The 26,989-nt window shown below is 67.2% G+C and carries 24 protein-coding genes, 1 tRNA gene and 1 other RNA gene; 16 read left to right on the top strand and 10 right to left on the bottom strand.

The genetic code is table 11. The features are described from left to right. Together ACIPRI_RS26165 and ACIPRI_RS26160 are read left to right on the top strand one after the other, a co-directional pair. The coding region (locus ACIPRI_RS26165; RefSeq protein WP_446624434.1) for an acyl-CoA dehydrogenase C-terminal domain-containing protein at window positions 1-216 on the top strand (216 nt) is incomplete at its 5' end. A 4-nt stretch (window positions 217-220) separates the two neighbouring features. Continuing rightward, the gene (locus tag ACIPRI_RS26160; RefSeq protein ID WP_446624433.1) at window positions 221-1,261 is read left to right on the top strand and encodes an NAD(P)H-dependent flavin oxidoreductase; all 1,041 of its coding nucleotides are present in this window, start codon (window positions 221-223) and stop codon (window positions 1,259-1,261) included. A 111-nt stretch (window positions 1,262-1,372) separates the two neighbouring features. On the opposite strand, the gene ACIPRI_RS26155 is transcribed toward ACIPRI_RS26160, so the two are convergent. The 3 genes from ACIPRI_RS26155 to ACIPRI_RS26145 all read right to left on the bottom strand — a co-directional run bounded on the left by ACIPRI_RS26155 (window position 1,373) and on the right by ACIPRI_RS26145 (window position 3,954). Then, window positions 1,373-1,449 (bottom strand) — tRNA-Pro (locus tag ACIPRI_RS26155). Between the two features lie 41 nt (window positions 1,450-1,490). Next, entirely contained in the window at window positions 1,491-2,195 is a 705-nt protein-coding gene (locus ACIPRI_RS26150) for a glutathione binding-like protein (protein WP_446624432.1), read from the bottom strand. 85 nt (window positions 2,196-2,280) lie between these two features. Then, entirely contained in the window at window positions 2,281-3,954 is a 1,674-nt protein-coding gene (locus ACIPRI_RS26145) for an FAD-dependent oxidoreductase (protein ID WP_446624431.1), read from the bottom strand. 171 nt (window positions 3,955-4,125) lie between these two features. On the opposite strand from ACIPRI_RS26145, the gene ACIPRI_RS26140 reads away from it, so the two are divergent. From ACIPRI_RS26140 to ACIPRI_RS26130, 3 genes are all read left to right on the top strand, one after another. Further along, a complete protein-coding gene (locus ACIPRI_RS26140; RefSeq protein ID WP_446624430.1) occupies window positions 4,126-4,995 on the top strand; it encodes a GNAT family N-acetyltransferase in 870 nt (289 codons plus the stop codon). Window positions 4,996-5,097: 102 nt separating this feature from the next. Further along, window positions 5,098-7,236, top strand: a complete 2,139-nt coding sequence (gene ppk1, locus ACIPRI_RS26135; RefSeq protein WP_446624429.1) for a polyphosphate kinase 1 — start codon at window positions 5,098-5,100, stop codon at window positions 7,234-7,236. A 10-nt stretch (window positions 7,237-7,246) separates the two neighbouring features. Then, window positions 7,247-7,708, top strand: a complete 462-nt coding sequence (locus tag ACIPRI_RS26130; RefSeq protein ID WP_446624428.1) for a SixA phosphatase family protein — start codon at window positions 7,247-7,249, stop codon at window positions 7,706-7,708. Between the two features lie 265 nt (window positions 7,709-7,973). Here the strand turns inward: ACIPRI_RS26130 and ACIPRI_RS26125 are convergent, their stop codons facing one another. Continuing rightward, entirely contained in the window at window positions 7,974-9,578 is a 1,605-nt protein-coding gene (locus tag ACIPRI_RS26125) for a Ppx/GppA phosphatase family protein (protein WP_446624427.1), read from the bottom strand. 207 nt (window positions 9,579-9,785) lie between these two features. Between ACIPRI_RS26125 and pstS the strand changes: the two genes are divergently transcribed. The 7 genes from pstS (at window position 9,786) to phoR (ending at window position 16,438) form a co-directional block, all read left to right on the top strand. Then, on the top strand, window positions 9,786-10,823 hold the full coding sequence (pstS, locus tag ACIPRI_RS26120; RefSeq protein WP_446624426.1) for a phosphate ABC transporter substrate-binding protein PstS: 1,038 nt from the start codon (window positions 9,786-9,788) through the stop codon (window positions 10,821-10,823). 18 nt (window positions 10,824-10,841) lie between these two features. Continuing rightward, entirely contained in the window at window positions 10,842-11,915 is a 1,074-nt protein-coding gene (gene pstC / locus ACIPRI_RS26115) for a phosphate ABC transporter permease subunit PstC (protein ID WP_446624425.1), read from the top strand. Then, window positions 11,912-12,796: a phosphate ABC transporter permease PstA gene (gene pstA, locus ACIPRI_RS26110; RefSeq protein ID WP_446624424.1), complete on the top strand. Its 885-nt coding sequence runs from the start codon at window positions 11,912-11,914 to the stop codon at window positions 12,794-12,796. The genes pstC and pstA overlap by 4 nt, the downstream gene beginning before the upstream one ends. A gap of 13 nt (window positions 12,797-12,809) precedes the next feature. Further along, window positions 12,810-13,592, top strand: coding sequence for a phosphate ABC transporter ATP-binding protein PstB (gene pstB, locus ACIPRI_RS26105; protein ID WP_446624423.1), 783 nt, complete (start codon window positions 12,810-12,812; stop codon window positions 13,590-13,592). A 29-nt stretch (window positions 13,593-13,621) separates the two neighbouring features. Then, complete coding sequence (phoU, locus tag ACIPRI_RS26100; protein WP_446624422.1) at window positions 13,622-14,323, top strand: phosphate signaling complex protein PhoU; 702 nt, start codon at window positions 13,622-13,624, stop codon at window positions 14,321-14,323. A gap of 16 nt (window positions 14,324-14,339) precedes the next feature. After that, the gene (gene phoB / locus ACIPRI_RS26095) at window positions 14,340-15,032 is read left to right on the top strand and encodes a phosphate regulon transcriptional regulator PhoB (RefSeq protein WP_446624421.1); all 693 of its coding nucleotides are present in this window, start codon (window positions 14,340-14,342) and stop codon (window positions 15,030-15,032) included. 65 nt (window positions 15,033-15,097) lie between these two features. Beyond that, window positions 15,098-16,438: a phosphate regulon sensor histidine kinase PhoR gene (gene phoR / locus ACIPRI_RS26090; protein WP_446624420.1), complete on the top strand. Its 1,341-nt coding sequence runs from the start codon at window positions 15,098-15,100 to the stop codon at window positions 16,436-16,438. Here the strand turns inward: phoR and ACIPRI_RS26085 are convergent. From ACIPRI_RS26085 to ACIPRI_RS26075, 3 genes are all read right to left on the bottom strand, one after another. Continuing rightward, window positions 16,422-17,765: an MATE family efflux transporter gene (locus ACIPRI_RS26085; protein ID WP_446624419.1), complete on the bottom strand. Its 1,344-nt coding sequence runs from the start codon at window positions 17,763-17,765 to the stop codon at window positions 16,422-16,424. The two genes, phoR and ACIPRI_RS26085, sit on opposite strands and share 17 nt — an antisense overlap. Continuing rightward, window positions 17,762-19,516, bottom strand: a complete 1,755-nt coding sequence (locus ACIPRI_RS26080; RefSeq protein ID WP_446624418.1) for a hypothetical protein — start codon at window positions 19,514-19,516, stop codon at window positions 17,762-17,764. The genes ACIPRI_RS26085 and ACIPRI_RS26080 overlap by 4 nt, the downstream gene beginning before the upstream one ends. Before the next feature lie 111 nt (window positions 19,517-19,627). Then, a complete protein-coding gene (locus tag ACIPRI_RS26075) occupies window positions 19,628-19,885 on the bottom strand; it encodes a type B 50S ribosomal protein L31 (protein WP_446624417.1) in 258 nt (85 codons plus the stop codon). A 160-nt stretch (window positions 19,886-20,045) separates the two neighbouring features. On the opposite strand from ACIPRI_RS26075, the gene ACIPRI_RS26070 reads away from it, so the two are divergent. Next, on the top strand, window positions 20,046-21,107 hold the full coding sequence (locus ACIPRI_RS26070; RefSeq protein ID WP_446624416.1) for an oxidoreductase: 1,062 nt from the start codon (window positions 20,046-20,048) through the stop codon (window positions 21,105-21,107). A gap of 137 nt (window positions 21,108-21,244) precedes the next feature. Here the strand turns inward: ACIPRI_RS26070 and rho are convergent, their stop codons facing one another. Beyond that, complete coding sequence (gene rho / locus ACIPRI_RS26065; RefSeq protein ID WP_446624415.1) at window positions 21,245-22,510, bottom strand: transcription termination factor Rho; 1,266 nt, start codon at window positions 22,508-22,510, stop codon at window positions 21,245-21,247. 197 nt (window positions 22,511-22,707) lie between these two features. Beyond that, window positions 22,708-23,040 (bottom strand): thioredoxin TrxA, encoded by a 333-nt coding sequence (gene trxA / locus ACIPRI_RS26060; RefSeq protein WP_446624414.1) that lies wholly within the window; start codon window positions 23,038-23,040, stop codon window positions 22,708-22,710. 164 nt (window positions 23,041-23,204) lie between these two features. On the opposite strand from trxA, the gene ACIPRI_RS26055 reads away from it, so the two are divergent. Beyond that, window positions 23,205-24,476, top strand: a complete 1,272-nt coding sequence (locus tag ACIPRI_RS26055; RefSeq protein ID WP_446624413.1) for a TIGR03862 family flavoprotein — start codon at window positions 23,205-23,207, stop codon at window positions 24,474-24,476. An 84-nt stretch (window positions 24,477-24,560) separates the two neighbouring features. Next, window positions 24,561-24,854 (top strand): GYD domain-containing protein, encoded by a 294-nt coding sequence (locus ACIPRI_RS26050; protein WP_446624412.1) that lies wholly within the window; start codon window positions 24,561-24,563, stop codon window positions 24,852-24,854. 66 nt (window positions 24,855-24,920) lie between these two features. Here ACIPRI_RS26050 and ffs read toward each other — a convergent pair. Then, window positions 24,921-25,017, bottom strand: an RNA gene (ffs, locus tag ACIPRI_RS26045) — signal recognition particle sRNA small type. 116 nt (window positions 25,018-25,133) lie between these two features. Between ffs and dnaX the strand changes: the two genes are divergently transcribed. Beyond that, the gene (gene dnaX, locus ACIPRI_RS26040) at window positions 25,134-26,984 is read left to right on the top strand and encodes a DNA polymerase III subunit gamma/tau (RefSeq protein WP_446624411.1); all 1,851 of its coding nucleotides are present in this window, start codon (window positions 25,134-25,136) and stop codon (window positions 26,982-26,984) included. Window positions 26,985-26,989 lie beyond the last annotated feature (5 nt).

The raw sequence follows: 26,989 nt of genomic DNA, 5'->3' as shown, positions 1-26,989 counted from the left end.
GCGGCCGGCAAACTGGTGGCGGGCTGGCAGCTGGCGCGCTCGCTGCTGGTGGCGCAGGAGCTGGCCGCCAAGGGCACGGACGTGCCATTCATGAAGGCCAAGATCGCGACCGCGCGCTTCTATGCCGCGCACATCCTGAACGGCGTGCCGGCCATGGCCGACAGCATCGTCGAGGGCGCTGCCAGCGTCACGGCGCTGCCCGTCGAAGCCTTCTGAGCCCATGGCGGTCTTTCGCACCCGCATCACCGAACTGTTCGGCATCCGCCACCCGATCCTGCTCGGGGGCATGCATCACCTGGGCCAGTCGGACATCGTCGCGGCGGTGGTCAATGCAGGCGCGATGGGTTTCATCACCGCTCGGTCCTTCGATGCACTGGATGACTTCCGTGCCGACCTGCGGCGGTGCCGTGCGCTGACGGACAACAAGGCGTTCGGCGTCAATCTGACGCTGTCGCGCCGGCCGGGCACCAACAAGCAGGTGCCGGCCTGCATCGAGATCGCGCTGGAAGAAGGCGTCCGTCACTTCGAGAGTGCCGGCGACTCCCCTGAGCCCTATGTCGATGCCATCCACCATGGCGGCGCCCTGCTGATGCACAAGTGCCCGAGCGTGCGCCATGCTCAGAGCGCGGCGCGGCTGGGTGTCGACGCCATCGCTCTGGTCGGTTGCGAGGAGGGCGGCCACCCGGGTGCCAATCCGCTGTCCGCCTTCGTCAACGGCGCCTTCGCGCTGGAGCAGATCCGGCTGCCGCTGGTGCTGGGCGGCGGCATTGGCAGCGGACGCCAGATTGCCGCAGCCCTGGCGCTGGGCGCCGACGGCGTGGTGATGGGCAGCCGCTTCCTGGTGGCGCGCGAGGTCCGTGCCCACGAGGCCTTGAAGAAGCGCATCGTGGAGACCGGGCCAGAGGGATCCGTGGCAATCCTGGGCTCGATCGGCGATACGTGGCGCGTGCTTCACAACGATGCGGCACGCGAGGTGATTCGGCTCGAATCGGAAGGGGCACGCAGCCATGTGGAGTTCGGCGATCTCATCCTGTCGTCGCGCACACGTCAGCGGGTCTATGTCGAAGGCGACGTGGACGGGGGCATCGTCTCGTTCGGGCCGGGCGGTGCGTTTGCCGACGAGATCGTGCCAGCCGGGCGGATCGTGGAGCGACTGGTGCGCGATGCCGCACGGGCCGCCGGCGCGTTTGCAGACGCGTTTGTCGAGCCCGAGGCTGTCCAATTGGGCGGGTACGACGCAGAAGGTGGTTTGCGGTGTTGACTTGGGCTGTCGGCAAGTCAGTTCATGAGGCGCGCGCGTCCTTGCAATGTGGTCGCCCCAGAAACGAAAAAAGGACAGCGGCCTAAACCACTGTCCTTGTTCGATATTTCCTGGTCGGGGCGGCGGGATTCGAACTCGCGACCCTCTGCTCCCAAAGCAGATGCGCTACCAGGCTGCGCTACGCCCCGACGAAACCCGGCATTCTACAGTGTCCGCGGACGCGCCCCGGTCAGTGCCGCTGGTATTGCGTCTTGCCGAACAGAATATCGCGTGCCTTGTCGTCGGTGAGCGGTTGGCGCAGGTCGGCCAGCACCTTCACGCCGCGCTGCACGGCAGGGCGTTCGGCAATGCCTTCGAACCACTTCTTCAGGTGCGGGTAGTCGTCCAGCACGATGCCCTGGTTCTGCCAGCTGCGCAGCCAGGGGAAGATGGCGATGTCGGCAATCGAATAGCTCTTGCCGGCGATGAAGCGGTTCTTGGCCAGCTGCTTGTCGATCACGCCATAGAGGCGCTTGGCTTCGTTGGTGTAGCGCTCGATGGCATAGGGCAGCTTCTCCGGCGCGTAAAGGCGAAAGTGATGCGCCTGGCCCAGCATGGGGCCGACGCCGCCCATCTGGAACATGAGCCACTGCAGCACGTCGTAGCGCTCGCGGTCGCCCTGGGGCATGAACTGGCCGGTCTTGCCGGCCAGGTAGACCAGGATGGCGCCCGATTCGAACAGCGAGATCGGTTGGCCGTCCGGCCCGTTGGGGTCGGTGATGGCCGGGATCTTGTTGTTGGGGCTGATGGCCAGGAACTCCGGCGCGAACTGGTCGCCCTTGCCGATGTTGATGGGGTGCGCGCGATAAGGCAGGCCGCACTCCTCCAGCATGATGTGAACCTTGTGCCCGTTGGGGGTCGGCCAGGAGAAGACGTCGATGGTCGTGTTGGACATGCTCGCTTTCCGTCGTCGGTGGTAGGGGAAGAGGGCGCAGCATAGCCACGCGCCCTAAAACCTGCGCGCGGCAGGCAAAATCCGTTCAGGCTATGGCTTGCGTCCTGGACAGCCGCTGGTGGATGGACGCCACCGCCGCCGCGCCTTCGCCGATGGCGCCGCCCACGCGCTTGACCGAACCCGAACGGACGTCGCCCACCGCAAAGACGCCGGGGATGCTGGTTTCCAGCGTGGAGGGCGCATGGCCGGGTGTGGCGCCGGCCGCCGTGCCGGTCAGCACGAAGCCATGCGCATCTACCGCGACGCCGCAGCCCTCCAGCCATTGGGTTTCGGGCTCGGCGCCGACGAACAGGAAGATGTTGCGCGCCGCGCAGTCGTGCTCGGCCGCCAGCTGCCGGTTGAACCAGGTGGCGCCGGTCAGCCCGCTGCCCGGCTCGCCATGCAGGCGCACCAGTTCGGTATGCGGGTGCAGCTCGATGTTGGGCGTGGCTTCCAGCCGGTCGATCAGGTAGCGCGACATGCTGGCTGCCAGCGAGGGGCCGCGCACCAGCACGTTGACCTTGGCCGCGTGCTGCGACAGGAACACCGCCGCCTGGCCGGCGGAGTTGCCGCCGCCGACCAGCGCCACTTCCTGCTGCGCGCAGACCTTGGCTTCCAGCGCCGAGGCCCAGTACCACACGCCGCGGCCCTCGAAATCGGCCAGCCGTGGCACGTTGGGCCGCCGGTAGCGCGCGCCGCTGGCGATCACCACGCTGCGCGATCGCAGCTTGCGGCCATCGGCCAGGCTCACCACCAGCGGGCCGCCTTCGGCCGCCGCATTGCAGTCCAGCGCCATCACCTGGGCCGGGATCAGCATTTCGGCGCCGAATTTTTGCGCCTGCACATAGGCGCGGCCGGCCAGCGCGCCGCCGGAGATGCCGGTGGGAAAGCCCAGGTAGTTCTCGATCCGTGCGCTGGCGCCAGCCTGGCCGCCGAAATGCCGGCAGTCCAGCACGATGACGCGCAGGCCCTCGGAGGCGGCATAGACCGCGGTGGAGAGTCCGGCCGGCCCGGCGCCCACCACCAGCACGTCGAACAGGTCTTCGCGCTCGCCGCTGTCGACCATGCCCAGGCAACGCGCCAGTGCGTCCTCGGCCGGGTTGATCAGCACCGAGCCGTTGGGGCACACGGCCAGCACCTGGCAGGCGCCGTACTGTTCCAGCAAGGCGGCGGCATCGGCATCGTTGGCGGCATCGACCAGGTGATAGGGGTAGCCGTTGCGGCCCAAAAAGGACTGCAGGCGCAGGATGTCGGCATGGCCCGGCGGGCCGATCAGAACCGGCCCGCTGGCGCCGGCCTCGATCAGCGCGACACGGCGCAGGATCAGCGCGCGCACCACGCGCTCGCCCAGGTCGGCCTCGGCAATGATCATGGCGCGCAGCTGGTCCGGCGGGATCAGCAGCACCTCCACGTCTTCATCGGCATGGCCGTCGACCAGGGCAGGGCGGCCCGAGAGCTGGCCGACTTCCGCCAGAAACTCGCCGGGGCCCTGGCGAACGATCGGCACCACATGGCCCAGGCCATCGCGCTGGGTCACCGACACGTGGCCGGACAGAAGCACGAACATGCCCGGACCCGGCTCGCCGGCGGTGAACAGGCACTCGCCGCGCGCATAGCGGCGCACGCCGCCGAAGCGGCGGATGCGATCCACTTCCTTGGGCGAAAGCACGGGAAACATCTGATGGCGACGTTGTTCGACGTCGATCGGTTCTGCGGCCATGGGCTCTCCAGCTGGAACTTCCGAACAAGGGGAAAAGAGCGCATTAAACGCCCAAGCACAAGGGCACACAAAAGGGCACGCACGTCATGCAAGTGCCACGCCATTGACATGCGGTCTTCATGCCCCGGCCGGAGACTCGCGCCGCATATGAGAGACCTGCCCACCCCGACAATGCCCCTGTCGAACCTGGCCCTGCGCGGCCAGCGCCGCCGTGCCGCCACGGTTGCCGCTTCTCCTTCCAGCGCCCTGCTGGACGCCGCCGACGCCATCACCCTGCCGCCGGAACTCGTGCCGCCGGCTGCCGACGCCTGCGGCATCCAGGTGAGCTGGGCGCGCCACCAGGACGAGGTGCGCGAAGCCCAGCGCCTGCGCCATGCCGTCTTTGCGGGCGAGATGGGCGCGCGCCTGGCCACCCCCATCGCCGGCCACGACGTCGACCTGTTCGACGACTTCTGCGAGCACCTGCTGGTGCGCGACGAGGCCACGAATGAAGTCATCGGCACCTATCGGGTGCTGACGCCGGCCCAGGCGCGCCGGGTCGGCAGCACCTACAGCGACACCGAGTTCGACCTGACCCGGCTACGCGACCTGCGCGAGCGCATGGTCGAGCTGGGCCGCAGCTGCGTGCATGCGCAGCACCGCCACGGGGGCGTCATCCTGGCACTGTGGGGGGCGCTGGCCGGCTTCATGCATCGCAACCGGTTGGACACCATGATCGGCTGCGCCAGCATTCCGATGCGGCACCAGGGCGTGGTGAGCGGCAACGCCGCCGCCAGCATCTGGCGCCAGCTGTCGGCGACGCACATGGCGTCGGTCCGCTACCAGGTTCAGCCGCGGCTGCCGTTGCCGGTGGAGCGTCTGGACAGCAGCCTGGATGTGGAGCCGCCCGCCCTGATCCGCGGCTACCTGCGCCTGGGTGCCCGCGTGCTGGGCGCGCCGGCCTGGGACCCGGACTTCAACACGGCGGACCTGCCGATGCTGATGCGCCTGGAAGACCTACCGCTGCGCTACCGCCGACACTTCCTGGGCGCACCGTCATAGTCGACACGCAGCCGTCACGGAACTGTCACATTGACCCGAGAAACTGTCATGTTCCAGTCGACAGGCGCCAATGAGCGTCAATTGGTTCCAAAATCCGTGCTCATGCTCACCGATACCCCGATCGGGCCGGCCGTAGTGGCCGAGCCTTCCTCCGTTCTGCTGGACCGGGATCACAGCATCCTCGCGTTCAACGAGCGCGTGCTCAATTGGGCTCAGCGGCCCGACGTGCCGCTGGCCGAGCGCCTGCGCTACCTGTGCATCGTCTCGTCCAACCTCGACGAATTCTTCGAGGTGCGCGCCGCGCCGCACCTGATCGCGCATGGCGCCGGCGACCAGAAGGGCAACTACAGCGTCGAGTCCTTCGATCAGCTGTCCACCGCCGTGCATGACCTGGTGGCGCGCCAGTACGCGCTCTACAACGATGCGCTGATGCCGGCCTTTGCCGAGCAGGGCATCCAGATCATCTCGCATGGCGATCGCAATCCGCTGCAGCGCAAGTGGGTGCACGACTATTTCGAGCGCGAGGTGCGGCCTCTCCTGATCCCGGTCGGGCTCGATCCGGCGCACCCCTTTCCGCAGGTGGCCAACAAGTCGCTCAACTTCATCGTCCGCCTGGGCGGCGTGGATGCCTTCGGGCGCGACAACCCGATCGCCATCGTCAAGCTGCCGCGCGTGGTGCCGCGCATCGTGCGGCTGCCGGCCAAGATCTCGGGCGGCAAGACGCTGTTCGTGGCGCTGTCGTCCATCGTGCGGGCGCATTTGCAGAGCATGTTCCCGGGGCGAGAAGTCGGCGAGTTCTCGCAGTTCCGGGTGACGCGCCACTCCGACCTCGCGGTCGACGAGGAAGACGTCAAGAACCTGCGCACCGCCTTGCGCCAGGGCCTGGAGCACCGGCACTACGGCCAGGCCGTGCGGCTGGAGGTGTCGGCCAGTTGCGCCGAGTCGCTGTCCAACTTTCTCCTGGCCCAGTTCAACCTGCCGCCGCAGGCGCTGTACCGGGTGCACGGGCCGGTGAACCTGGCGCGCCTGACGCAGATGATCGATCTGCTGGACGAGCCCAAGCTCTTGTTCCCGCCCTATCAGCCGTCCTATCCGATCACCTTGTCCACCAGTCAGTCCTTCTTCGAGCGGCTGCAGCACGGCGACGTGCTGATCCACCAGCCCTTCGAAAGCTTCGAGGGTGTGCTGGCCTTCCTGGACGAAGCGGTGCGCGACCCGCAGGTGCTGGCCATCAAGCAGACCATTTATCGCACCGGCATCGACTCCGAGTTGATGGAGCTGCTGCGCGAGGCGGTGCGCCGCGGCAAGGAAGTCACCGTGGTGGTGGAGCTGAAGGCCCGCTTCGACGAAGAGGCCAACATCAACTGGGCCGAGATGCTCGAATCCATCGGCGCCCAGGTGGTGTACGGGGTGGTGGGCCTCAAGACCCACGCCAAGATGCTGCTGGTGACCCGGCGCGAGGGCCGGCGGCTGGTGCGCTACGGGCACCTGTCCACCGGCAACTACAACCCGCGCACGGCGCGCCTGTACACCGACATCAGCCACCTGACGGCCGATCCGCTGCTCACCGCCGACATGGAAGCGGTGTTCGTGCACATGGCCAGCCAGGTGCGGCTGCCGAAGATGAACCGCATGTGGGTGGCGCCCTTCGATCTGCACCGCAACTCGATCGCGCAGATCGATGCGCTGGGCGCGGCGGCGGCGCGCGGCGAGTCGACCCGCATCGTGGCCAAGATGAACGCGCTGACCGACGAGCAGATCATCGGCGCGCTGATCCGGGCTGGCCAGAAGGGCGTGCGCATCGACCTGATCGTGCGCGGCGCCTGCACCCTGCCGGCGCAGGTGCCGGGCGTCACCGACAACATCCGGGTGCGCTCGATCATCGGGCGCTTCCTGGAGCATTCGCGCGTCTTCTACTTCCGCCAGGGCGAGGACGAGTCGCTCTACCTGTCCAGTGCCGACTGGATGAACCGCAACATGATGCGGCGCGTCGAGGTGGCCTGGCCGGTGACCGATCCGGTGCTGCGCCAGCGCCTGATCGACGAATGCCTGGTGGCCTACCTGCATGACGGGCGCGATGCCTGGGAGCTGGGCGCCGATGGCGTCTACCAGCGCGTGCTGCGCGACACCCACGCAGGCGAGGAAGCCGCTTCGCGCGCCATCGAGGCGCATGGCGCGCAGGCCGCGCTGATGGGGCGCTACGCCTCGCGCGGACTGCGCCGTGTTGCATCAAGAGACTGAAGGCAAAGCTATGGATCTGATTTTCTGGCGGCACGCCGAAGCCGATGACTGGACCGAAGGCTGCGATGACATGGCGCGTTCGCTGACCCCGCGCGGCGAGAAGCAGGCCAAGCGCATGGCCAGCTGGCTCGACCGGCAACTGCCCGAAGGCACGCGCATCGTCTGCAGTCCGGCGCGCCGCTGCGAACAGACCGTGCTGGCGCTGGGCCGCAAGTACAAGCTGCGCCCCGAACTGGCGCCCGACACCACGCCCGACGCACTGCTGGCCGCAACCGGCTGGCCCAACGGCAAGTCGGTGGTGCTGCTGGTGGGGCACCAGCCCTCGCTGGGCCAATCGATCGCGCTGCTGCTGGGCATGCAGCAGGACAGCTGCCCGGTACGCAAGGGATCGCTGTGGTGGATCCGCACGCGCGAGCGGGATGGCGACACCCAGACCGTGGTGGTGACGGTCCAGTCGCCGGAACTGATCTAGGAGCCTGCGCGGCAGAGAGCGGGGCCCGCGCCGGGGCGATTCGCGGCGTCAGCCTAGGCGCCGGCGAGGCCGTGTGGCTGGCCACACAACGAGCCGGCAACAACGGATGGCGCAGCGAAGCGCCCCGGCCCGAAGGGTTGGGCCTGCAAGGGGGCGCATGCGTCGTTGCAACTGCTCGCCGGGTGCGCAACCCGGCTGCGCGTTGCGCCTAGCCTGCACCCCCTTGCAGGCCCAACGCGGGCCCCGCTCTCTGCCGCGCAGGCTCCTAGCAGCCGCTCAGTTTCACGCGCCAGCCGGCTTTCTGCCAGGCCAGCACTTCCTCGCGCAAGAGGTGCGCCGACTGCGGGAAGGATTCGGCCCAGCCGGCCTTGCAGCTCACGCTGAAATCGCGCGGGCCGGCCATGGCCAGGCGCAGGGCCTGGGTTTCGGGGTCGCGCCGGGCATGGCACAGCAGCACGGCCAAACGAAGCGCCAGCAGCTGCATCGCAAAGGTGGGCTCGGCCAGCGAGATCTCGACCTTGCGCAGCTTGCCGTGGTGGCCCAGCACCAGCTGGCTCAGGGTGTGCATCTCGTCCAGGTCGAAACCCGGCGCATCTGCGTTGTCCAGGATGTAGGCGCCGTGCTTGTGATATTCGCTGTGCGAGATCTGCGTGCCCACCTCGTGCAGCTGCGCCGCCCAGCCCAGCTTGCGCACGGCGCGGCCGTCGCGCGTGGCGGTGCTGGCGCCGCGCGCGCCGGGCACCAGCTGCACGAACAGGTGCGAGGCGCATTCCGCCACGCGCGTCGCCTGCGCCGCATCGGCGTTGAAGCGGGCCGCCAGCCGCACCACGGTGGCGGACCGCATGTCGGCCACGCTCTCGTCGCGCTCCAGCAGTTCGTACAGCACGCCGTGGGGGGGGGGGGGGGGGGCCCCCCCCCGCCCCCGGGGGGGGGGGGGGGGGACACCCCCGCCCCCCCGCCCCCCCCCCCCCCCGCGCGGCCGCCCCCCCCCCCCCCCCACCCGCATCTCCTGGATGTCGAGCAGCTCGAACACCGCCCGCAGCACCGACAGGCCGCCGCCGATCACCGGCTTGCGGTCGTCGCGCAGGCCCTCCAGGCGGATCTTGTCGGCGCTGCCGGCCTTGATCAGGCGGTCGACCAGCCAGTCCAGGCCCTCGCGGGTGATGAGGCCTGGCGCGCCGCCGGCCAGCTCCAGCATGTCGCCCACCGCGCCGATGGTGCCGGAGGCGCCATAGGCCACATCCCAGTTGTCGCGCGAATAGCCGCCCAGGGCTTCGTCCAGCACGGCCTTGGCGGCGACCTCGGCCGCGCGGAAGGCATGGGTGGTGAACTGGCCGTCGGGGAAATGCTTCATCGACCAGGCCACGCTGCCGACCCGGTAGGACTCCATGATCTCGGCATCCAGCGCGTGCCCCAGGATCATCTCGGTGGAGCGTCCGCCGATGTCCACCACCAGCCGGCGTTCCCGGTCCGACTGGTCGTTGTGCGGCAGCAGGTGGGCCACGCCCTGGTAGATCAGGCGGGCCTCTTCGCGCCCGGGAATCACGTCGATGCCGAAGCCCAGCACGGTGCGGGCGCGCAGCAGGAATTCGTCGCGGTTGCGGGCTTCACGCAATGTCTGGGTTGCAACAGCGCGCACCTGTGAGCGTTTGAAACCGGACAACCGCTCGCCAAAACGGGCAAGGGCGTCCCAGCCGCGCTGCATGGCTTCGGGCGTCAGGTTGCGGGCGCTGTCCAGGCCGTTGCCCTGGCGGACCGTCTCCTTGAGATATTCGGTGCGGTGGATCTGGCCGTGGTCGACCTGTCCGATTTCGAGACGGAAGCTGTTGGAGCCGAGATCGACCGCCGCCAGGCGGGTGCCGTTTTGCATGAGAAATGTGCCGGGAGAGGGGCTCCGATGGTAGCCTTTGCGACCCTGGCGCCTTGTGACAAGTTCGTGACACGTCATGAAACCAGACGTCACGGAGACCCGAATCCTCCTCTGGTGGAAGATGTCATATGGATGTCACACAAGCTTTCTAGAGTGCGGCTCAACCCCTGAACGGGACTTCGCCTACCTCTTTCCAAGGAAGCCTCCATGAAGAAGATCTCCGCTTTTGCTGCAACCGGCCTGGTGGCCGTTGCTTTTGCCCAGATGCCCGCCTTTGCGCAGGACGTGACCGGTGCCGGCGCCAGCTTCCCGGCGCCGCTGTACTCCAAGTGGGCGGCCGACTACAACAAGGCCACCGGCGTCAAGATCAACTACCAGTCGGTTGGCTCGGGCGCAGGCCTGAAGCAGATCGAGGCCAAGACGGTGGACTTCGGCGCCTCCGACATGCCGCTGAAGGACGAAGAACTCAAGGCCAAGGGCCTGGTGCAGTTCCCCACCGTGATCGGTGGCGTGATTCCGGTGGTCAACATCCAGGGCATCAAGCCGGGCGAGCTCAAGCTCAGCGGCGCCGTGCTGGGCGACATCTTCCTGGGCAAGATCACCAAGTGGAACGATCCGGCCATCAAGGCACTGAACGGCTCGCTCAACCTGCCTGACGCCGCCATTGCACCGGTGCGCCGCGCCGACGGCTCGGGCACCAGCTTCCTGTTCACCAACTACCTTTCCAAGGTCAACGCCGAGTGGAAGTCCAAGGTGGGCGAGGGCACGGCCGTCAACTGGCCGACCGGCGCCGGCGGCAAGGGCAACGAGGGCGTGGCCGCCTTCGTGAACCGCCTGCCCAACTCGATCGGCTATGTCGAGTACGCCTACGTCAAGCAGAACAAGATGACCTACGCCCAGATGCAGAACGCAGCGGGCAGCTTCGTCTCGCCCGATGACTCGGCCTTCAAGGCCGCCGCTGCCGGCGCCGAGTGGAACAAGACCTTCTACCAGGTGCTGACCAACCAGGCCGGCAAGGATTCGTGGCCCATCACCGGCGCCACCTTCATCCTGATGCACAAGGCGCAGGACAAGCCGGCACAGGCCGCCAGCGTGCTCAAGTTCTTCGATTGGGCCTACAAGAACGGCGACAAGACGGCCGACGACCTCGACTACGTCCCGATGCCCAACTCGGTGAAGACCGCGGTCACGGAAGAATGGCTCGAGGTCAAGGACAGCTCCGGCAAGGCTGTCTCCTACAAGTAAAACCAGACTGGCGCGCGCATGAGTTCATCCCTTGATCGCGCGCCAGCCAGGGAGCACGACGTGTCATCCACTTTCCCCGCCCCCGCGGGTGCGCTCGACCGTACGGCCGAGCGCGCTCGTGCTTCCAGCGCCACCCCGCCGCCCGCCAAGACCCCTCGCAGTGGTCCGTTGGCGGACCGGCTCTTCGGCCTGGCCGCGCAACTGGCTGCCTGGCTGACCCTGGCGCTTCTGATCGGCATCCTGATCTCGCTGGTGGCGGGCGCCTGGCCGGCCATCCAGAAATATGGCCTGTCCTTCCTGACGCGCAGCGTCTGGGACCCGGTGCAGGAAGATTTCGGCGGCCTGGTGATGATCTACGGCACCCTGGCCACCTCGACGATCGCGCTGGTGATCGCCGTGCCGGTGAGCTTCGGCATCGCGCTGTTCCTGACCGAGCTGTCGCCCGCCTGGCTCAAGCGGCCGCTGGGCACCGCGATCGAGCTCCTGGCCGCCGTGCCCTCGATCGTCTACGGCATGTGGGGCCTCTTGGTGTTCGGCCCGATCCTGTCGACCTACGTGCAGCAGCCGCTGCAAAAGCTGCTGGACGGCGTGCCCTATCTGGGTGCGCTGGTGTCGGGCCCGCCGGTGGGCATCGGCATTCTGTCGGCCGGGATCATCCTGGCCATCATGATCATCCCCTTCATCGCCTCGGTGATGCGCGACGTGTTCGAAGTGACGCCCGCGCTGCTCAAGGAGTCGGCCTACGGCCTGGGCTCCACCACCTGGGAAGTGGTGTCGAAGGTGGTGCTGCCCTACACCAAGGCCGGCGTCGTCGGCGGCATCATGCTCGGCCTGGGCCGTGCCCTGGGCGAGACGATGGCCGTCACCTTCGTGATCGGCAACATGAACCAGCTCAACTCGCTGTCGGTCTTCGAGGCGGCCAACAGCATCACCTCGGCCCTGGCCAACGAGTTCGCCGAAGCCGGCGCCGGCCTGCACCAGGCGGCGCTGATGTACCTGGGCCTGGTGCTCTTCTTCATCACCTTCGTCGTGCTGACGCTGTCCAAGATCCTGCTGCAGCGCATGCAGAAGGGCGAGGGGACCAAGGCATGAACACCGCACAAAAAACGCTGGCCAGGCAACAACTGGCCGCCACCCGCGCCACCCGCTTTGCCAGCCGCAAGCGCATGAACCAGGTGGCGCTCACCCTGTCGCTGGCGGCCATGGCTTTCGGCGTGTTCTGGCTGATCTGGATCCTGTGGGAGACGCTTCGGCTGGGCATTGGCGGGCTGGCCCTCGCCACCTTTACCGAGATGACGCCGCCGCCCAACGAGGCGGGCGGCATTCTCAACGCCATCTTCGGCTCGCTGGTGATGGTGACGATGGCCACCTTCGTCGGCACGCCGATCGGCATCATGGCCGGCATCTACCTGGCCGAGTACAACCCCAAGGGGCTGCTCTCGAAGGTGACGCGCTTCGTCAACGACATCCTTTTGTCGGCGCCGTCGATCGTGATCGGCCTGTTCGTCTATGCAGTGATCGTGGCGCGCTACCGGAGCTTTTCCGGCGTGGCCGGCGCCGTGGCGCTGGCACTGATCGTGATTCCGGTGGTGATCCGCACCACCGAGAACATGCTGCAGCTCATTCCGGCCGGCCTGCGCGAAGCGGCCTATGCGCTGGGCACGCCCAAGTGGAAGGTGATCATCAGCATCACCCTGCGTGCGGCGCGCGCCGGCGTGGTGACCGGCATCCTGCTGGCGGTGGCGCGCATCTCGGGCGAAACCGCGCCCCTCTTGTTCACCGCGCTCAACAACCAGTTCTGGACGGCCGACGTCACGCAGCCGATGGCCAGCCTGCCGGTGACCATCTTCAAGTTTGCGATGAGCCCCTACGAGAACTGGCAGCAGCTGGCCTGGGCCGGCGTGTTCCTGATCACCGTCGCCGTGCTTGTCCTCAACATCCTGGCTCGCGTGCTGACGCGCTCCAAACACTAAGTCGAATCTCATCATGTCCACCACTCAAGTGCAGTCGCCGTCGCGCCCGAAGATCTCGGTCAAGGACCTGAACTTCTACTACGGCAAGTTCCATGCGCTGAAGAACATCAATCTCGAGATTCCCGAGCACAAGGTGACGGCCTTCATCGGCCCGTCGGGCTGCGGCAAGTCGACGCTGCTGCGCACCTTCAACCGGATGTTCGAGCTCTACCCGGAGCAGCGCGCCGAGGGCACCATCGCGCTGGACGGCGAGAACCTGCTCACCTCCAAGCAGGACGTGGCACTGATCCGCGCCAAGGTCGGCATGGTGTTCCAGAAGCCCACGCCCTTTCCGATGTCGATCTACGACAACATCGCCTTCGGCGTGAAGCTGTTCGAGAACCTCAGCTCGTCGGAAATGGACGACCGCGTCGAATGGGCGCTGAAGAAGGCCGCCCTGTGGACCGAAGTGCGCGACAAGCTGCAGCAAAGCGGCTCGGGCCTGTCCGGCGGCCAGCAGCAGCGCCTGTGCATCGCGCGCGGCATTGCCATCAAGCCCGAAGTGCTGCTGCTGGACGAACCCTGCTCGGCACTCGACCCGATCTCCACCGCCAAGATCGAAGAGCTGATCGCCGAACTCAAGAGCGAGTACACGGTGGTCATCGTGACCCACAACATGCAGCAGGCGGCACGCTGCAGCGACTACACGGCCTACATGTACCTGGGCGACCTGATCGAGTTCGGTGCCACCGAGCAGATGTTCTTCAAGCCCAAGCGCAAGGAGACCGAGGACTACATCACCGGCCGCTTCGGTTGAACGAGCACGCAGCCAGCAAAGGACGACAAATGCCTGAAAAACACCTCTCCAGCCAATTCGACAGCGAACTCAACGGCGTCTCCTCGCGCGTGATGGAGCTCGGCGGCATGGTCGAGTCGCAGATCCACCAGGCGATCTATTCGCTGGCGCAGTTCGATGCCGTCGCGGCCGACCGCGTGATCGAGACCGAGCACCAGGTGAACGCCATGGAGATGGAGATCGACCGCGAGCTCTCTTCCATCATCGCCCGGCGCCAGCCGACGGCGCGCGACCTGCGCCTTCTGATCGCCATTTCCAAGACCACCGCCAACCTTGAGCGGGTGGGCGACGAGGCCCACAAGATGGCGCGCATGGTCAAGTCGATCATCGAAAGCGGCGCCGCGCGCGCGCTGCCCTCCAACGAGCTGCGGGTGGCGGCCGACCTGGCCTCGGGCCTCTTGCGCAAGGCGCTGGACGCCTTCGCCCGGCTGGACGTGGCAGCCGCGGTGTCGATCCTGAAGGACGACGACCTGATCGACCATGAGTTCGACGGCTTCGTGCGCAAGCTGGTCACCTACATGATGGAAGACCCGCGCACCATCTCGGCCAGCCTGGACCTCTTGTTCCTGGCCAAGGCGATCGAGCGCATCGGCGACCACGCCAAGAACATCGCCGAGTTCATCATCTATATCGTCAAGGGTGCCGACGTCCGGCACACTTCGATGGAGGAAATCGAGTCCGCCGTACTCTGACGGTTGACCGCACACCATGAAGAAGCCACGCGTCCTGATTGTTGAAGACGAATCCTCGATCGCCGAATTGATCGCGGTGAATCTGCGCCACAACGGCTTCGACCCGATCTGGGCCGAGGACGGCGAGGCGGCGCAGCGCGAGATCGACACCCTGGCGCCCGACCTGATCCTGCTCGACTGGATGCTGCCCGGCCAGAGCGGCCTGGTGCTGGCACGCCAGTGGCGCAAGGATGCGCGCACCAAGGCCATCCCGATCCTGATGCTGACGGCGCGCGGCGACGAGCCCGACAAGATCGCCGGGCTGGACGCAGGTGCCGACGACTACATCACCAAGCCCTTCTCGACGCAGGAGATGCTGGCGCGCATCCGCGCGGTGCTGCGCCGCCGGGCGCCGGAGAGCACCTCCGAGCGGGTGGAGATCGGCGAGCTGGTGCTCGACGCGGCGACGCACCGGGTCAGCTGGCAGGGTGCGCCGCTGAAGGTCGGGCCGACCGAGTTCAAGCTCCTGGCCTACTTGATGCGCCACGCCGAGCGCGTGCACAGCCGTGCCCAGCTGCTTGACAAGGTGTGGGGCGACCACGTCTACATCGAGGAGCGCACGGTCGACGTGCACGTCAAGCGCCTGCGCGAATCGCTGGGCTCGGCCTCGGCCATGATCGAGACGGTGCGCGGCGCCGGCTATCGCCTGACCGCCCAGGTCACCGTCTGACATCGATCCGCTGCGCGCACCGCGTGCGCGCTGTTGGTCGAACTGCCCGCTGATAATCCCCTGCAATGCCTTTTCGCGTTGCCACCTTTCTTCTTGCATCCGTCCTGGGTGGTGCGCTCGCATATGCCATCTTCGGGTTGTCGACCTTGTGGATCGGCGCCTGGCTGGGCGCCGGGTTCTGGCTGCTGCTCGATGCGCTGAAGGCGCAGCGCCTGCTCAACGTGATGCGGCGCGACGTTTCCGCGCTGCCTTCGCGCGGCGCGGGCGTGTGGGGCGAGCTGGCCGAGCGCATCCGCAAGCTGCTGCGCGAGCGCGACCAGCAGATCCGCCAGTCCGATGACCGGTTGCAGGAGTTCCTGGCGGCGATCCAGGCATCGCCCAACGGCGTGGTGCTGATCGACGAGCAGGGCCGCATCGAATGGTGCAACCAGACGGCGGCGACGCAGTTCGGCATCGACCCCCAACGCGATCTGCAGCAGCACCTGGCCAACCTGGTGCGCGACCCGGCCTTCGTGGCCTACCTGGCGTCGTGGAATTACAGCCGCGACGTGGTGATCGATGCGCCTTCGCAGCCGGCCGGGCATCGCGGCTATCCGGTGCGGCTGTCGATGCAGGTGCATCCCTATGCCGGCAATCGGCGCATGCTGCTCACCCGTGACATCACCGCGCTGGAGCAGGCCGAGACCATGCGGCGCGACTTCGTGGCCAATGTTTCGCACGAAATCCGCACGCCCCTCACCGTGCTGGCCGGTTTTGTCGAAACCCTGCAGAGCCTGCCGCTCGATGCCGAGGAGCGCTCGCGCTACCTGCGCCTGATGGCCCAGCAGTCGCATCGCATGGAGACGCTGGTCAACGACCTCCTGACGCTGTCACGGCTGGAGGGCAATGCGCCGCCGCCCACCAGCCAGTGGACGCCGGTGCGGGCCCTGCTGGCGCATTGCGAGGAAGAGGCGAGGGCGCTGTCCAGGCAGATCACGACGCAAGGGCACAAGCTGTCCTTCCTGCAGGAGGCGGAATCGGAGATCTCCGGTGCGTCGGTGGAGCTGCAAAGCGCCATGTCCAACCTGCTGAGCAACGCCATCCGCTACACGCCCGGCGGCGGCGAGGTGGTGGTGACCTGGCGCCTGCTGCCCGACGGGCGCGGCGAATACTCGGTGCGCGATACCGGCCCCGGCGTGGCGGCCGAACACATTCCGCGGCTGACCGAGCGCTTCTACCGGGTCGACCGCAGCCGTTCGCGCGAGACCGGGGGCACAGGGCTTGGCCTGGCCATCGTCAAGCACATTGCGCAGCGCCATGGCGGCGAGCTGCGCATCGAGAGCACGGTGGGCAAGGGCTCGCGCTTCGCGCTGGTGCTGCCGGTGGCGCGGGTGCGCCCGGCCGCCGCGGTCAGCCTGCGCGCCTGACCGTTCGCCGCAGCAAGGCGGCGAAAAGCAGGGCCGTGACCACCAGGGCCAGTGCCGACATCAGCCAGAACGCCAACGGTGATTGCATGGGCGGCCAGGGCCCGAAGCCGCGGTAGGCCATCGCATAGCTGCCGCCCAGCCCCACGCCCCACAGCAGCGTGCAGTAGATGACGAGCGGCGCAACGGTGATCCGGTAGCAGCGCAGCACGAACACGCACAAGGTCTGGACGGCGTCCGCCAGGTGATAGAGCGCGGTGGCCAGCAGCAGCATGCCGGCGATCGCGATCACCTGCGGGTTGTCGGAGTAGATGGCCGGCAGTTGCCGGCGCAATAGAAGCATGGCGCTGGCCAGCAGCAGGGCGCAGCACATGGCCAGCAGGAGGCCGGTGCGCACCGCGTGCCGGGCCTGCGCAGGATTGCCCGCACCCAGCCACCAGCTCACGCGCGCGCTGGTGGCGATGGCCAGCGACAGCGGCACCATGTAGGCCAGCGCGGTGAGGTTGGAGGCGATCTGGTGCGCCGCCGAGGCCGCGGTGCCCAGGCGCGCGATGAACAGGGCCATCAGGGTGAAGGAGGTCACCTCCACCAGCACCGCCAGGCCCGCCGGAATGCCCAGGCGCGCGAACTGGCCGATCTGGTGCCAGTCGGGCGGCTCGATGCGTTGCCAGATGCGGCATTCGCGGTACGTCTCTTCCTTGCGCAAGAGCCAGATGGCGCTGGCCAGCAGCAGCCAGTTGACGACCAGCGTGGCCCAGCCGCAGCCGACCAGCCCCATGGCCGGAACGCCGGCGCCGCCGAAGGTGAACCAGATCGACAGCGGCAGCTTGACCAGCAGCGCCACCAGCTGCAACGCCGTCACCACCTTGGGCTTGCCCAGGCTCTGGCTCAGGGTGCTGAAAAGCCGGAACAGCAGGGCCGGCGCCAGCGCGAAAGCCAGCACCGCGAGATAGCGCTCGACCTCTTCGCGCATGCTGTCCGGCACCTGGGTCCAGCGCAGCAGGGCGCCCGGCCACAGCAAGATGGCCATGCCCACGACGATGGTGGCAAAGCAAAGATAGAGCGACTGGCGCACCGAGCGCCCGATCTCGTCCTGCCGCCGCGCGCCGTGCAGCTCGGCCCAGACCGGCAGCAGGGCCTGCAGCGCGCCCATGAGTGAAACGAAGACGCTGATGTAGACGGCCGAGGCCACCGACAGCGCCGCCAATGCGCCTTCGGCAAAACGGCCGGCGACGATGGTGTCGGTCACGCCGAAGGCCATCACCGCAAGCTGGCCCACCAGCACCGTGCCGGCATGCCGCACGATGGGCCGGATCTCGCTCCCGCTCACGGTGTCATGCGCTGGTAGAGCAGCAAGTCGTCGCTTTTCGCGGTGGGGCGCCGAAGCGTGCGCACCAGGCGCCATTGGTGCAGGTCGATGATGTCGTGCAGGCCGCCGATGGCTTCGGGGTTTACCAGCACGTAGCGGCACTTGGAGTCGGCGCTGAGCGGCTGCAGCGTGAACTGGCCGTGGTAGCGCAAGGCGGCGATGTGGGCGCGCTCCAGCCCGAGCTCGGCGATGCACTCGGGCTCGTCCACCAGTTGCTTCACCGCATTGACCTGCGGCACATAGCTGCGCGCGTAGTCCAGCGGCGGCAGCCACAGGGTCATGACCAGCATCCAGCACAGTGCGGCGCCGCCGGCCGGCAGCACCAGTGTTTTCCAGAGGGCGGCCTGGTGGCGGCCGGTGCGCCAGCGCACCAGCCAGGCCCAGGCAATGGTGGCGCCGATGGCAAACAGCAGCGCCAGGGTGGAGTACTGCGGCACGAAACCGGGCGCGAGCCTGACCACGTTGGCTGCCGGCTTGGCCGGGAAGCCGGTCTGCATGGACAGGTAGACGACCCAGATGATGATGGCCGAGCCGCTGAAGAAGAGCAGGGTGAACCAGTCGATCAGCGCCGAGGCGCTGCGCCTGAAGGTCGGAAGGGCAAAGGCGGACAACGTGGCCAGCGGCGGCAGGGCCAGCAGCAGCGAGCGCTGCGCAAAGTCGGTGGTGCTGGTGGCCGCCAGCGGCACCAGCACAAACCACAGCGGCACGGCCACATGGCGCGCCGCGAGCTGGCGGCGCCAGCGCCAGAGGGTCCAGAGCACCAGCGGCCATGCGGGCCAGGTAAACCAGATCAACAGCCGCACCAGGCTGCGCAGGTCGCCCGCAACGGTTTCGCCCGGCCGGCTGCCAGGCAACTCGATGCGCCACTGAACCAGGTCCAGCGAGAAGGCGAGCACGCCGGCCAGCACGGTGGCACCGGCAATGATGGCGAACGCCGTGGCACCGTAGCTCGTGCGTTCGGCGTTCTCGGCATAGAAGTCTTGCTCGTCCTTGCCGCCGCGCGTGCTGCGCCGCCATTCGACTGCGGCATAGAGGGCGCTGCCCGCGCCGAGGATTATGGCCACTGTGGGGCCGCCGCTCAGCGCCATGCCCACCACGCCCACCGCCATGGCGGCGCCGGGGGCAATGGGGCGATAGGGCAGCGCCGCCATGCCATAGAACATGCAGGAGGCGAAGAAGATCTGGGCCAGGGCCGGAGTGGTTTCATGCCCCAGTTGAGCCAGGCCCAGGCAGGCGATCAGCGCCATCAGGCCGCCGTCGGCGATGGCGCGGGCGTAGTCCTTGGGGTTGGCTTCGCCGCCAAAGGCAAAGGCAACGGGTTGCGCCTGAGGCGTGCGTGCCAGGTAGTACGCCGCGTACCAGGTCGCGCTGAAGGCGCCCCAGAGGAACAGGGCGAACACGATCCGAACGGCAAGGTCGGGACTGATCCACGGGGGGGCGATCTGAATGGCCCAGGCGCCGACCCAGTAGGGGATGAGCGCCAGCGTTTCCGGCCGCAGGCCCATCAGCAGCGGATCGAACCAGCGTGCAACGCCTTCATGCGTTTGCGCCAGTTCCAGCATGTAGCCGAAGGAGCTGATGTCCTCGCTCTTCCAGGGCCCGCGCCCGAGCAGGCCAGGCATCAGGTAGGCGGCGCACAGCAGGATCAGCGCAAGCCGCGGCAGGCGGCGCACTGCGCTCTGGGCAACGATGGCGGGAGTCGGCTGGTTCAACGCTGTATTTTGTTGTTGTTCGCTACTGTTCGCGGCAAGGCAGGAATGAAAAAGGGCAGCGCGGTAACCCGGGCTGCCCTTGCGCGAGAAGCGCTCGTTTGCTTGCGCGCCTTACTTGGCGGCAGTCTTGCCGAAGCGGTTGCGGAACTTCTCGACGCGGCCACCCATGTTGTCGACCGACTTTTGCGTGCCGGTGTAGAAGGGGTGCGATTCGCTCGAGGTATCCAGCTTGTACAGCGGCAGTTCGCGGCCGTCGTCGGTCTTGCCCATTTCCTTGGTGTTGGCGCAGGAACGGGTGACGAACTTGAAGCCGTTCGACAAGTCGACGAACAGGACTTCACGGTAATTGGGGTGGATGCCTTCTTTCATGGTCTTTCCTTGGGGTCAAATGCGAGAGCCACGGCGCTGATCGAACCGGCCGACATCGGCCATGAACGACATACACGACTTAAACGAGTAAATAAGCGCTGCACTTTTCGCTGGTAGCCTTCGATTATCGCATATTGGGCGAAATCCGAAAAGGGGAACCATGTCCACCCAGGAAATACCTGCAGGCCTCGTCGGCTACGGCTTCGCCGGCCAGACCTTTCACGCGCCCGTTCTGGCTGCGGTGCCGGGCCTGAAGCTGGCGGCCGTGGCCAGCAGCCAGCCCGACAAGGTGCGCGTCGACTGGCCCGATGCAGCCGTGCAGCCGGACGTCCATGCCCTGTTGGCGGCGCATCCTGACGTTCAGTTGGTGGTGGTCGCCGCGCCCAATGCCGCCCATTTTCCGGTCGCCCGCGCCGTCCTGGAGGCGGGCCGGCATGTGGTGGTGGACAAGCCCTTCACCCTCGACGCCGGCGAGGCGCGAGAGTTGGCCGCGCTGGCAAAGTCCCAGGGAAAGCTCATTTCCGTCTACCAGAACCGCCGATTCGACGCGGACTTTCTGACCTTGATCGACGTGCTGGCTGGAGGCCGGATCGGCCGGCCGGTGTTCTTCGAATCCCATTTCGATCGCTACCGCCCGGACGTGCGGGCGCGCTGGCGCGAGCAGAAGGTGCCTGGCGCGGGCCTGTGGATGGACCTGGGCGCGCACCTGATGGACCAGGCGGTGCAGTTGTTCGGCAAGCCTGACAGCGTCCAGCTCGACACGGCCGCGTTGCGCGAGGGCGCGCAGGTCGAAGACTATTTCCATGCCGTGCTGCGCTGGGACCGCGGCCCACACGCGCCGCTGCGCGCCGTGCTGCACGCCACCACGCTGGCCGCCGACCCGGCGCCGCGCTACATCGTGCACGGCACCCGTGGCAGTTATGTCAAGTACGGCGTCGATCCGCAAGAGGACGCGCTGCGCACCGGCGCCCGGCCGGGCGGGGAGGGCTGGGGCGTGGACCCGGACGACGGCCTGCTCACCCTGATCGGCGACACGGGCCAGCCCGAACCCGGCAGCGTGCCAACCCTGGCCGGCGACTACACCCGCTATTACGCCGCCATCCGCGACGCCATTCGTGGCACCGGTCCGAACCCGGTGCCGCCGGAACAGGCGGTGCAACTCATGGAGCTGCTGGACCTGGGCCGCCGCAGCGCCGAAGAAGGGCGTTCGCTCGCGACATAAAAAAAGAGCCCGCCAGCGGCGGGCCTCTTTCTTCAAGCCACGCACCGCGGAACCGGCTTTGCCGGGCCGCTGGTGGGGTCTCCCCCTCGGGGGGTGGCGAATTACACGCAGCGAAGCGAAGTGAAAAGCCGGGGGGGCTAACCACCCCTGCGCATCATGTCGAAGAACTCGACGTTGGTTTTCGTCGCCTTCATGTTCTTGAGCATCAGCTCCATCGCCTCGATCTCGTCCATGTTGTACATGAGCTGGCGCAGGATGCGGGTCTTCTGCAGGATCTCCGGCGGCAGCAGCAGCTCTTCGCGGCGGGTGCCCGAGCGGTTGAGCTGGATCGAGGGGAACACGCGCTTCTCGTACAGGCGGCGGTCCAGGTGGATTTCGGAGTTGCCGGTGCCCTTGAACTCTTCGAAGATCACTTCGTCCATGCGGCTGCCGGTGTCGATCAGCGCGGTGCCGATGATGGTCAGCGAGCCGCCTTCCTCGACATTGCGCGCCGCGCCCAGGAAGCGCTTGGGGCGCTGCAGCGCGTTCGAATCGACGCCGCCGGTCAGCACCTTGCCCGAGGAGGGCACGACGTTGTTGTAGGCGCGGGCCAGGCGGGTGATCGAGTCGAGCAGGATCACCACGTCCTTCTTCAGCTCGACCAGGCGCTTGGCGCGCTCGATCACCATCTCGGCCACGTGCACGTGGCGCGCGGCGGGCTCGTCGAAGGTGGAGGCAATCACCTCGCCCTTCACCGTGCGCTGCATTTCGGTCACTTCTTCAGGCCGCTCGTCCACCAGCAGCACCATCATGTGCACTTCGGGATAGTTGGCGCTGATGGCGTGGGCGATGTGCTGCATCATCACCGTCTTGCCGCTCTTGGGCGGCGCCACCAGCAGGGCGCGCTGGCCTTTGCCGATGGGGGCGATGATGTCGATGATGCGGCCGGTGATGTTCTCTTCGCCCTTGAAGGCGTCGCGCTCCAGCCGCATCAACTGCTTGGGGAACAGCGGCGTCAGGTTCTCGAACATCACCTTGTGCTTGTTCTGCTCCGGCGGGCCGCCGTTGACCGCATCCAGCTTGGTCAGCGCGAAGTAGCGCTCGCCATCCTTGGGGATGCGCACTTCGCCCTCGATCATGTCGCCGGTGTGCAGGTTGAACCGGCGCACCTGGCTGGGGCTGATGTAGATGTCGTCGGTGCTGGCGGTGAAGCTGGTGTCGGGACTGCGCAGGAAGCCGAAGCCGTCCGGCAGGATCTCGAGCACGCCGTCGGCGAACACCTGTTCACCGGCTTTCGCGCGCTTCTTGATGATGGCGAACATCAGCTCTTGCTTGCGCATGCGGCCGACGTTTTCGATCTCAAGTGCCTCGGCTTGCTTGAGGACTTCAGACACGTGAAGTGCCTTGAGTTCGTTTAAGTGCATGGATTGACCCCTGGATGGGGCAGTCTGACGAAAAACGGGGGGAGGTTTGAACAAGAGGCGAGAGGAGCCTCTCAAACCGGGGAACTCGAACCGGGCGAGCCGGCGATTTGCGCTGATTATGACAGCAAAAAAAGCGCGAGGGGAAAGGAGTGGCGCCAAGGTGCCGGCGCGTTGCGCGCCGGCATCATGCCAGCCGATCAGGCGAGCTGCTGGTCGATGAAGGCCGTGAGTTGCGCCTTGCTCATCGCGCCGACCTTGGTGGCGGCCAGTTGGCCGTCCTTGAACAGCATCAGGGTGGGGATGCCGCGGATGCCGAACTTGGCGGGGATGTCGCGGTTCTCGTCCACATTCATCTTGGCAATTGTCAGCTTGCCTTCATAGGTGGCCGAGACTTCGTCGAGGATCGGCGCGATCATCTTGCAGGGACCGCACCATTCGGCCCAGTAGTCCACCAGTACCGGCGTGCCGGACTTGAGCACATCGGCTTCGAAGGAAGAATCGGAAATGTGTTTGATGAGATCACTGGCCATGAAAAAGTCCTTTTGCGCGGGGCTTCGCGACAGGGTTGCAGGTGCCGCTAAAGTGCAGGCCATTGTGACAGAAACCAAGTGCCGGCGTGCCGCCTGGCGGCTATGGCGGCCATAGGAGAAAGCTTGGCCCGCCCGAGCCGGGCGCCGCGTCGGCAACGAGCCTCATGACTTCCTCCAAACCCGTCTTCGCCGTCATCGGCGCCGGCCCCGCGGGCCTGATGGCCGCCGAGACTTTGGCCCTCGCGGGTGCACAGATCCATGTCTTCGACGCGATGGCCTCGGCAGGCCGCAAGTTCCTTCTGGCCGGGCGCGGCGGCTTGAACCTCACGCATTCCGAGCCGCTCGAAGCCTTCGCCTCGCGCTTCGGCGAACGGCAGGCGCAGGTCGAGCCCTGGCTCGCAGCCTTCGGGCCGCAGGCGCTGCGTGACTGGGCGCAAGGCCTGGGCGTGCAGACTTTCGTCGGCACCTCGGGCCGGGTCTTTCCTTCCGACATGAAGGCCGCGCCGCTGCTGCGCGCCTGGCTGCACCGCCTGCGCGCGGCCGGCGTGCAGTTCCATATGCGCCATCGCTGGCTCGGCGCTCTTGAAGCCGCCGACGGGCCAGCGCGCTCCTGGCAGCTGCGCTTTGCCACGCCCTCGGGCGAATCGGCGACGCAGGCCGACGCGGTCGTGCTGGCACTGGGCGGCGGCAGCTGGGCACGGCTGGGTTCCGACGGTGCATGGGTGCCTTGGCTGGCCGCACGTCGCGTCGACCTGGCGCCGCTCGCGCCGGCCAACTGCGGCTTCGACATCGGCTGGAGCCCGTACTTTGCCGAGCGCTTTGCCGGACAGCCCTTCAAGTCGGTGGCGATCGAGTTTTGCGATTCCAGCGGCCGTCGCTTCGCGCGCAAGAAGGGGGAGTTCGTCGCCACTGCGACCGGCATCGAGGGCAGCCTGATCTATGCCGCATCCGGCCTGCTGCGCGACGAGATCGCCGCCAGCGGCAGCGCCACGCTCACGCTCGACTTGTTGCCCGACCACAGCAGCGAAAAGGTGCGCGCCGAAGTGCTGCATCCGCGCGGCGCGCGTTCGCTGGCCAGCCATCTCAAGGGGCGGCTGGGGCTGGAGGGCATCAAGGCGGCGCTGCTGCATGAGGTGCTGGGCCGCGACGGCATGCATGACATGGAGAAGGTCGCCGCCGCCATCAAGGCGCTGCCGCTGACGCTGAAGGCCGCGCGGCCGATCGACGAGGCCATCAGCAGCGCAGGCGGCGTGCGCTTCGATGCGCTCGACGCCAGCCTGATGGCGCGAGCGCTGCCCGGCGTGTTCTGCGCCGGCGAGATGCTGGATTGGGAGGCGCCGACCGGCGGCTACCTGCTCACGGCCAGCATGGCCAGCGGCGTGGTGGCGGCGCGAGGCCTGCTCGGCTGGTGGCGCGCCGGGCTGGGGGCTGGCTGAGGAGCAACAAGGCCATCCGCCGCCTTGTCATCGCCGGTGAAGGGCGTAGCATCTTTGGCCCCTCAACTCCAAATGGAGGGTGAAATGGTCACCTACGTTGCCTTGTTCAACTTCACCGAAAAGGGCCTGAATGCGGTCAAGGACACGACCAAACGTGCCACCGCCGTCAGGGAAGCGGCCAAGAAGGCCGGCGTCACCATCCGGGAGCTGGTCTGGACCATGGGCGAGTACGACGTGGTCGGCGTGCTGGAGGCGAAGGACGAAGAGACCATGGCCGCCTTCATCCTCTCGATCGGCATGCAGGGCAACGTGCGATCTCATTCGCTGCGTGCCTACACGGCCAGCGAGATGGATGCCATTCTCGCCAAGCTGCCTTGACCTTGAATTGGATGGGATTGTGTGTCCGCGGCCATCTGAAATGGCCGCGCGACTTTGTGATGTGAGGTTGACGAGCCTTACCCCCGGCACTGACTACACAGTTAGGGCTGCTTGGTTCCCCACCTGACCCGGTTGGCCGCTTCACCATGCGGGGAGGCCCGTCAAGCTCTATTGTAGGCGATAGGCGATAGGCGATGCCGACCACCTGGCGCTTGATCTGAAGAACGGTCCAGGCCGTTTCGGAAAAAAGGAACCGTGACAGCCGCCTAAAATGCGCCGATGGCCTATCTCGTGCTCGCTCGCAAACACCGTCCGAAAAATTTCAGTGAGATGGTCGGCCAGGAGCATGTCGTGCAGGCATTGGCCAATGCCCTGGGCACGCAGCGCCTGCACCATGCCTACCTGTTCACCGGCACCCGCGGCGTGGGCAAGACCACCGTCTCGCGCATCCTGGCCAAGTCGCTCAACTGCCAGGGGCCCGATGGCACCGGCGGCATCACCGCCACGCCCTGCGGCGTGTGCCAGGCCTGCCGCGATATCGACAGCGGGCGTTTCGTCGACTACACCGAACTGGACGCGGCTTCCAATCGCGGCGTGGACGAGGTGCAGTCGCTGCTCGAGCAGGCCGTCTACAAGCCGGTGCAGGGGCGCTTCAAGGTCTTCATGATCGACGAAGTGCACATGCTCTCGAACACCGCCTTCAACGCGATGCTCAAGACGCTGGAAGAGCCGCCCGAGTACCTCAAGTTCGTGCTGGCCACCACCGATCCGCAGAAGGTGCCGGTCACCGTGCTGTCGCGCTGCCTGCAGTTCAACCTGCGGCCAATGGCGCCCGAGACCATCCTGGAACACCTCACGCGCGTGATGGCCACCGAAGCGGTGCCGGCCGAGCCGCAGGCGCTGCGCCTCCTGGCACGGGCCGCGCGCGGCTCGATGCGCGATGCGCTGTCGCTCACCGACCAGGCGATTGCCTACGGCAACGGCGAACTGGTCGAAGGCGGCGTGCGCCAGATGCTGGGCAGCGTGGACCGCGGCCATGTGTTTCGCCTGATCGACGCGCTGGCGCGCGGCGACGGCAAGACGGTGGTTGAGATTTCCGAGGGCCTGCGCCGCGACGGCCTGTCGGCCGCTTCCACCCTGGAGGAAATGACGGCCGTGCTGCAGGCCATGGCGGTGTTGCAGGCAGTGCCCGCGCGTGCCGCTGCTGCTGAGACTGGCGACTCCGAAGCCGCCGAGACGGCCCGCCTGGCCGCCGAGATGGCGCCCGAAGAAACGCAGCTGCTCTACAGCCTGTGCCTGCATGGCCGCGCCGAACTCGGCCTGGCACCGGACGAATACGCGGCCCTGACCATGGTGCTGCTGCGCCCCTTGGCCTTCAAGCCGGGCGATGCGCAACTGGCCGCCGGCTCCGCGGAAAAAAAAACTCTGAATGAGCCGAAGCGGCCGCCCGCGGCCGCCGTTTCGGCACCGGTCATCGCGCCCAGCATGCCGCCGGCCCCGGCCCCGGCCGCGGAGCCGCCCCCTTGGGACGAGGAAGAGTTCGCCGCTGCCGCCGACGTCGAATCGCCTTCAGCGCCCCCTGGCCCGCGGTTGCCAGTGGTGGATGCGCCCAAGGCCCGGCCGGCAGCCCCGATCGACGCGCAGGCGCCCGCCAAGGTGCAAGCGATGCCGTTGCGTGTGCAGGGCACCGCCGGCCAGCGCGACATGCCGCAAGCCCAGCATGCGGCTTCTGCGCCCATCGAGCCCAGCGAGGAGGGCGATTTCTGGTTCGCCACCGTCACCCGCATGGTGGCGCAGGAACTCATCGGCGCACTGGCGCGCGAGCTCGCCTTGCAGTCGCAACTGGTGGGCCGCGACGAGGACCAGTGGCTGCTGCGCATCGAGCGCGAATCGCTGGGCCAGGCCGGCAGCCGGGATAAATTGCAGGGCGCGCTGGCGGCCCTCGGCCATTCCGTCAAAATCGCGATCGAGATCGGTGCGGTGAGCGACAGCCCGGCGCGACGCAACAAGCTGGCAGCCGAAGCGCGCCAGCGAGCAGCGGAAGAGGCCATCCACAACGACCCGCTGGTGCAGAGCATGATGCGCGACTTCGACGCCCGCATCGTTCCCGGCAGCCTGCGGCCCGTGTGAGCTTC

It is taken from the genome of Variovorax sp. LARHSF232 (assembly GCF_052871435.1).
This window is presented reverse-complemented; position numbering and strand designations above follow the sequence as displayed.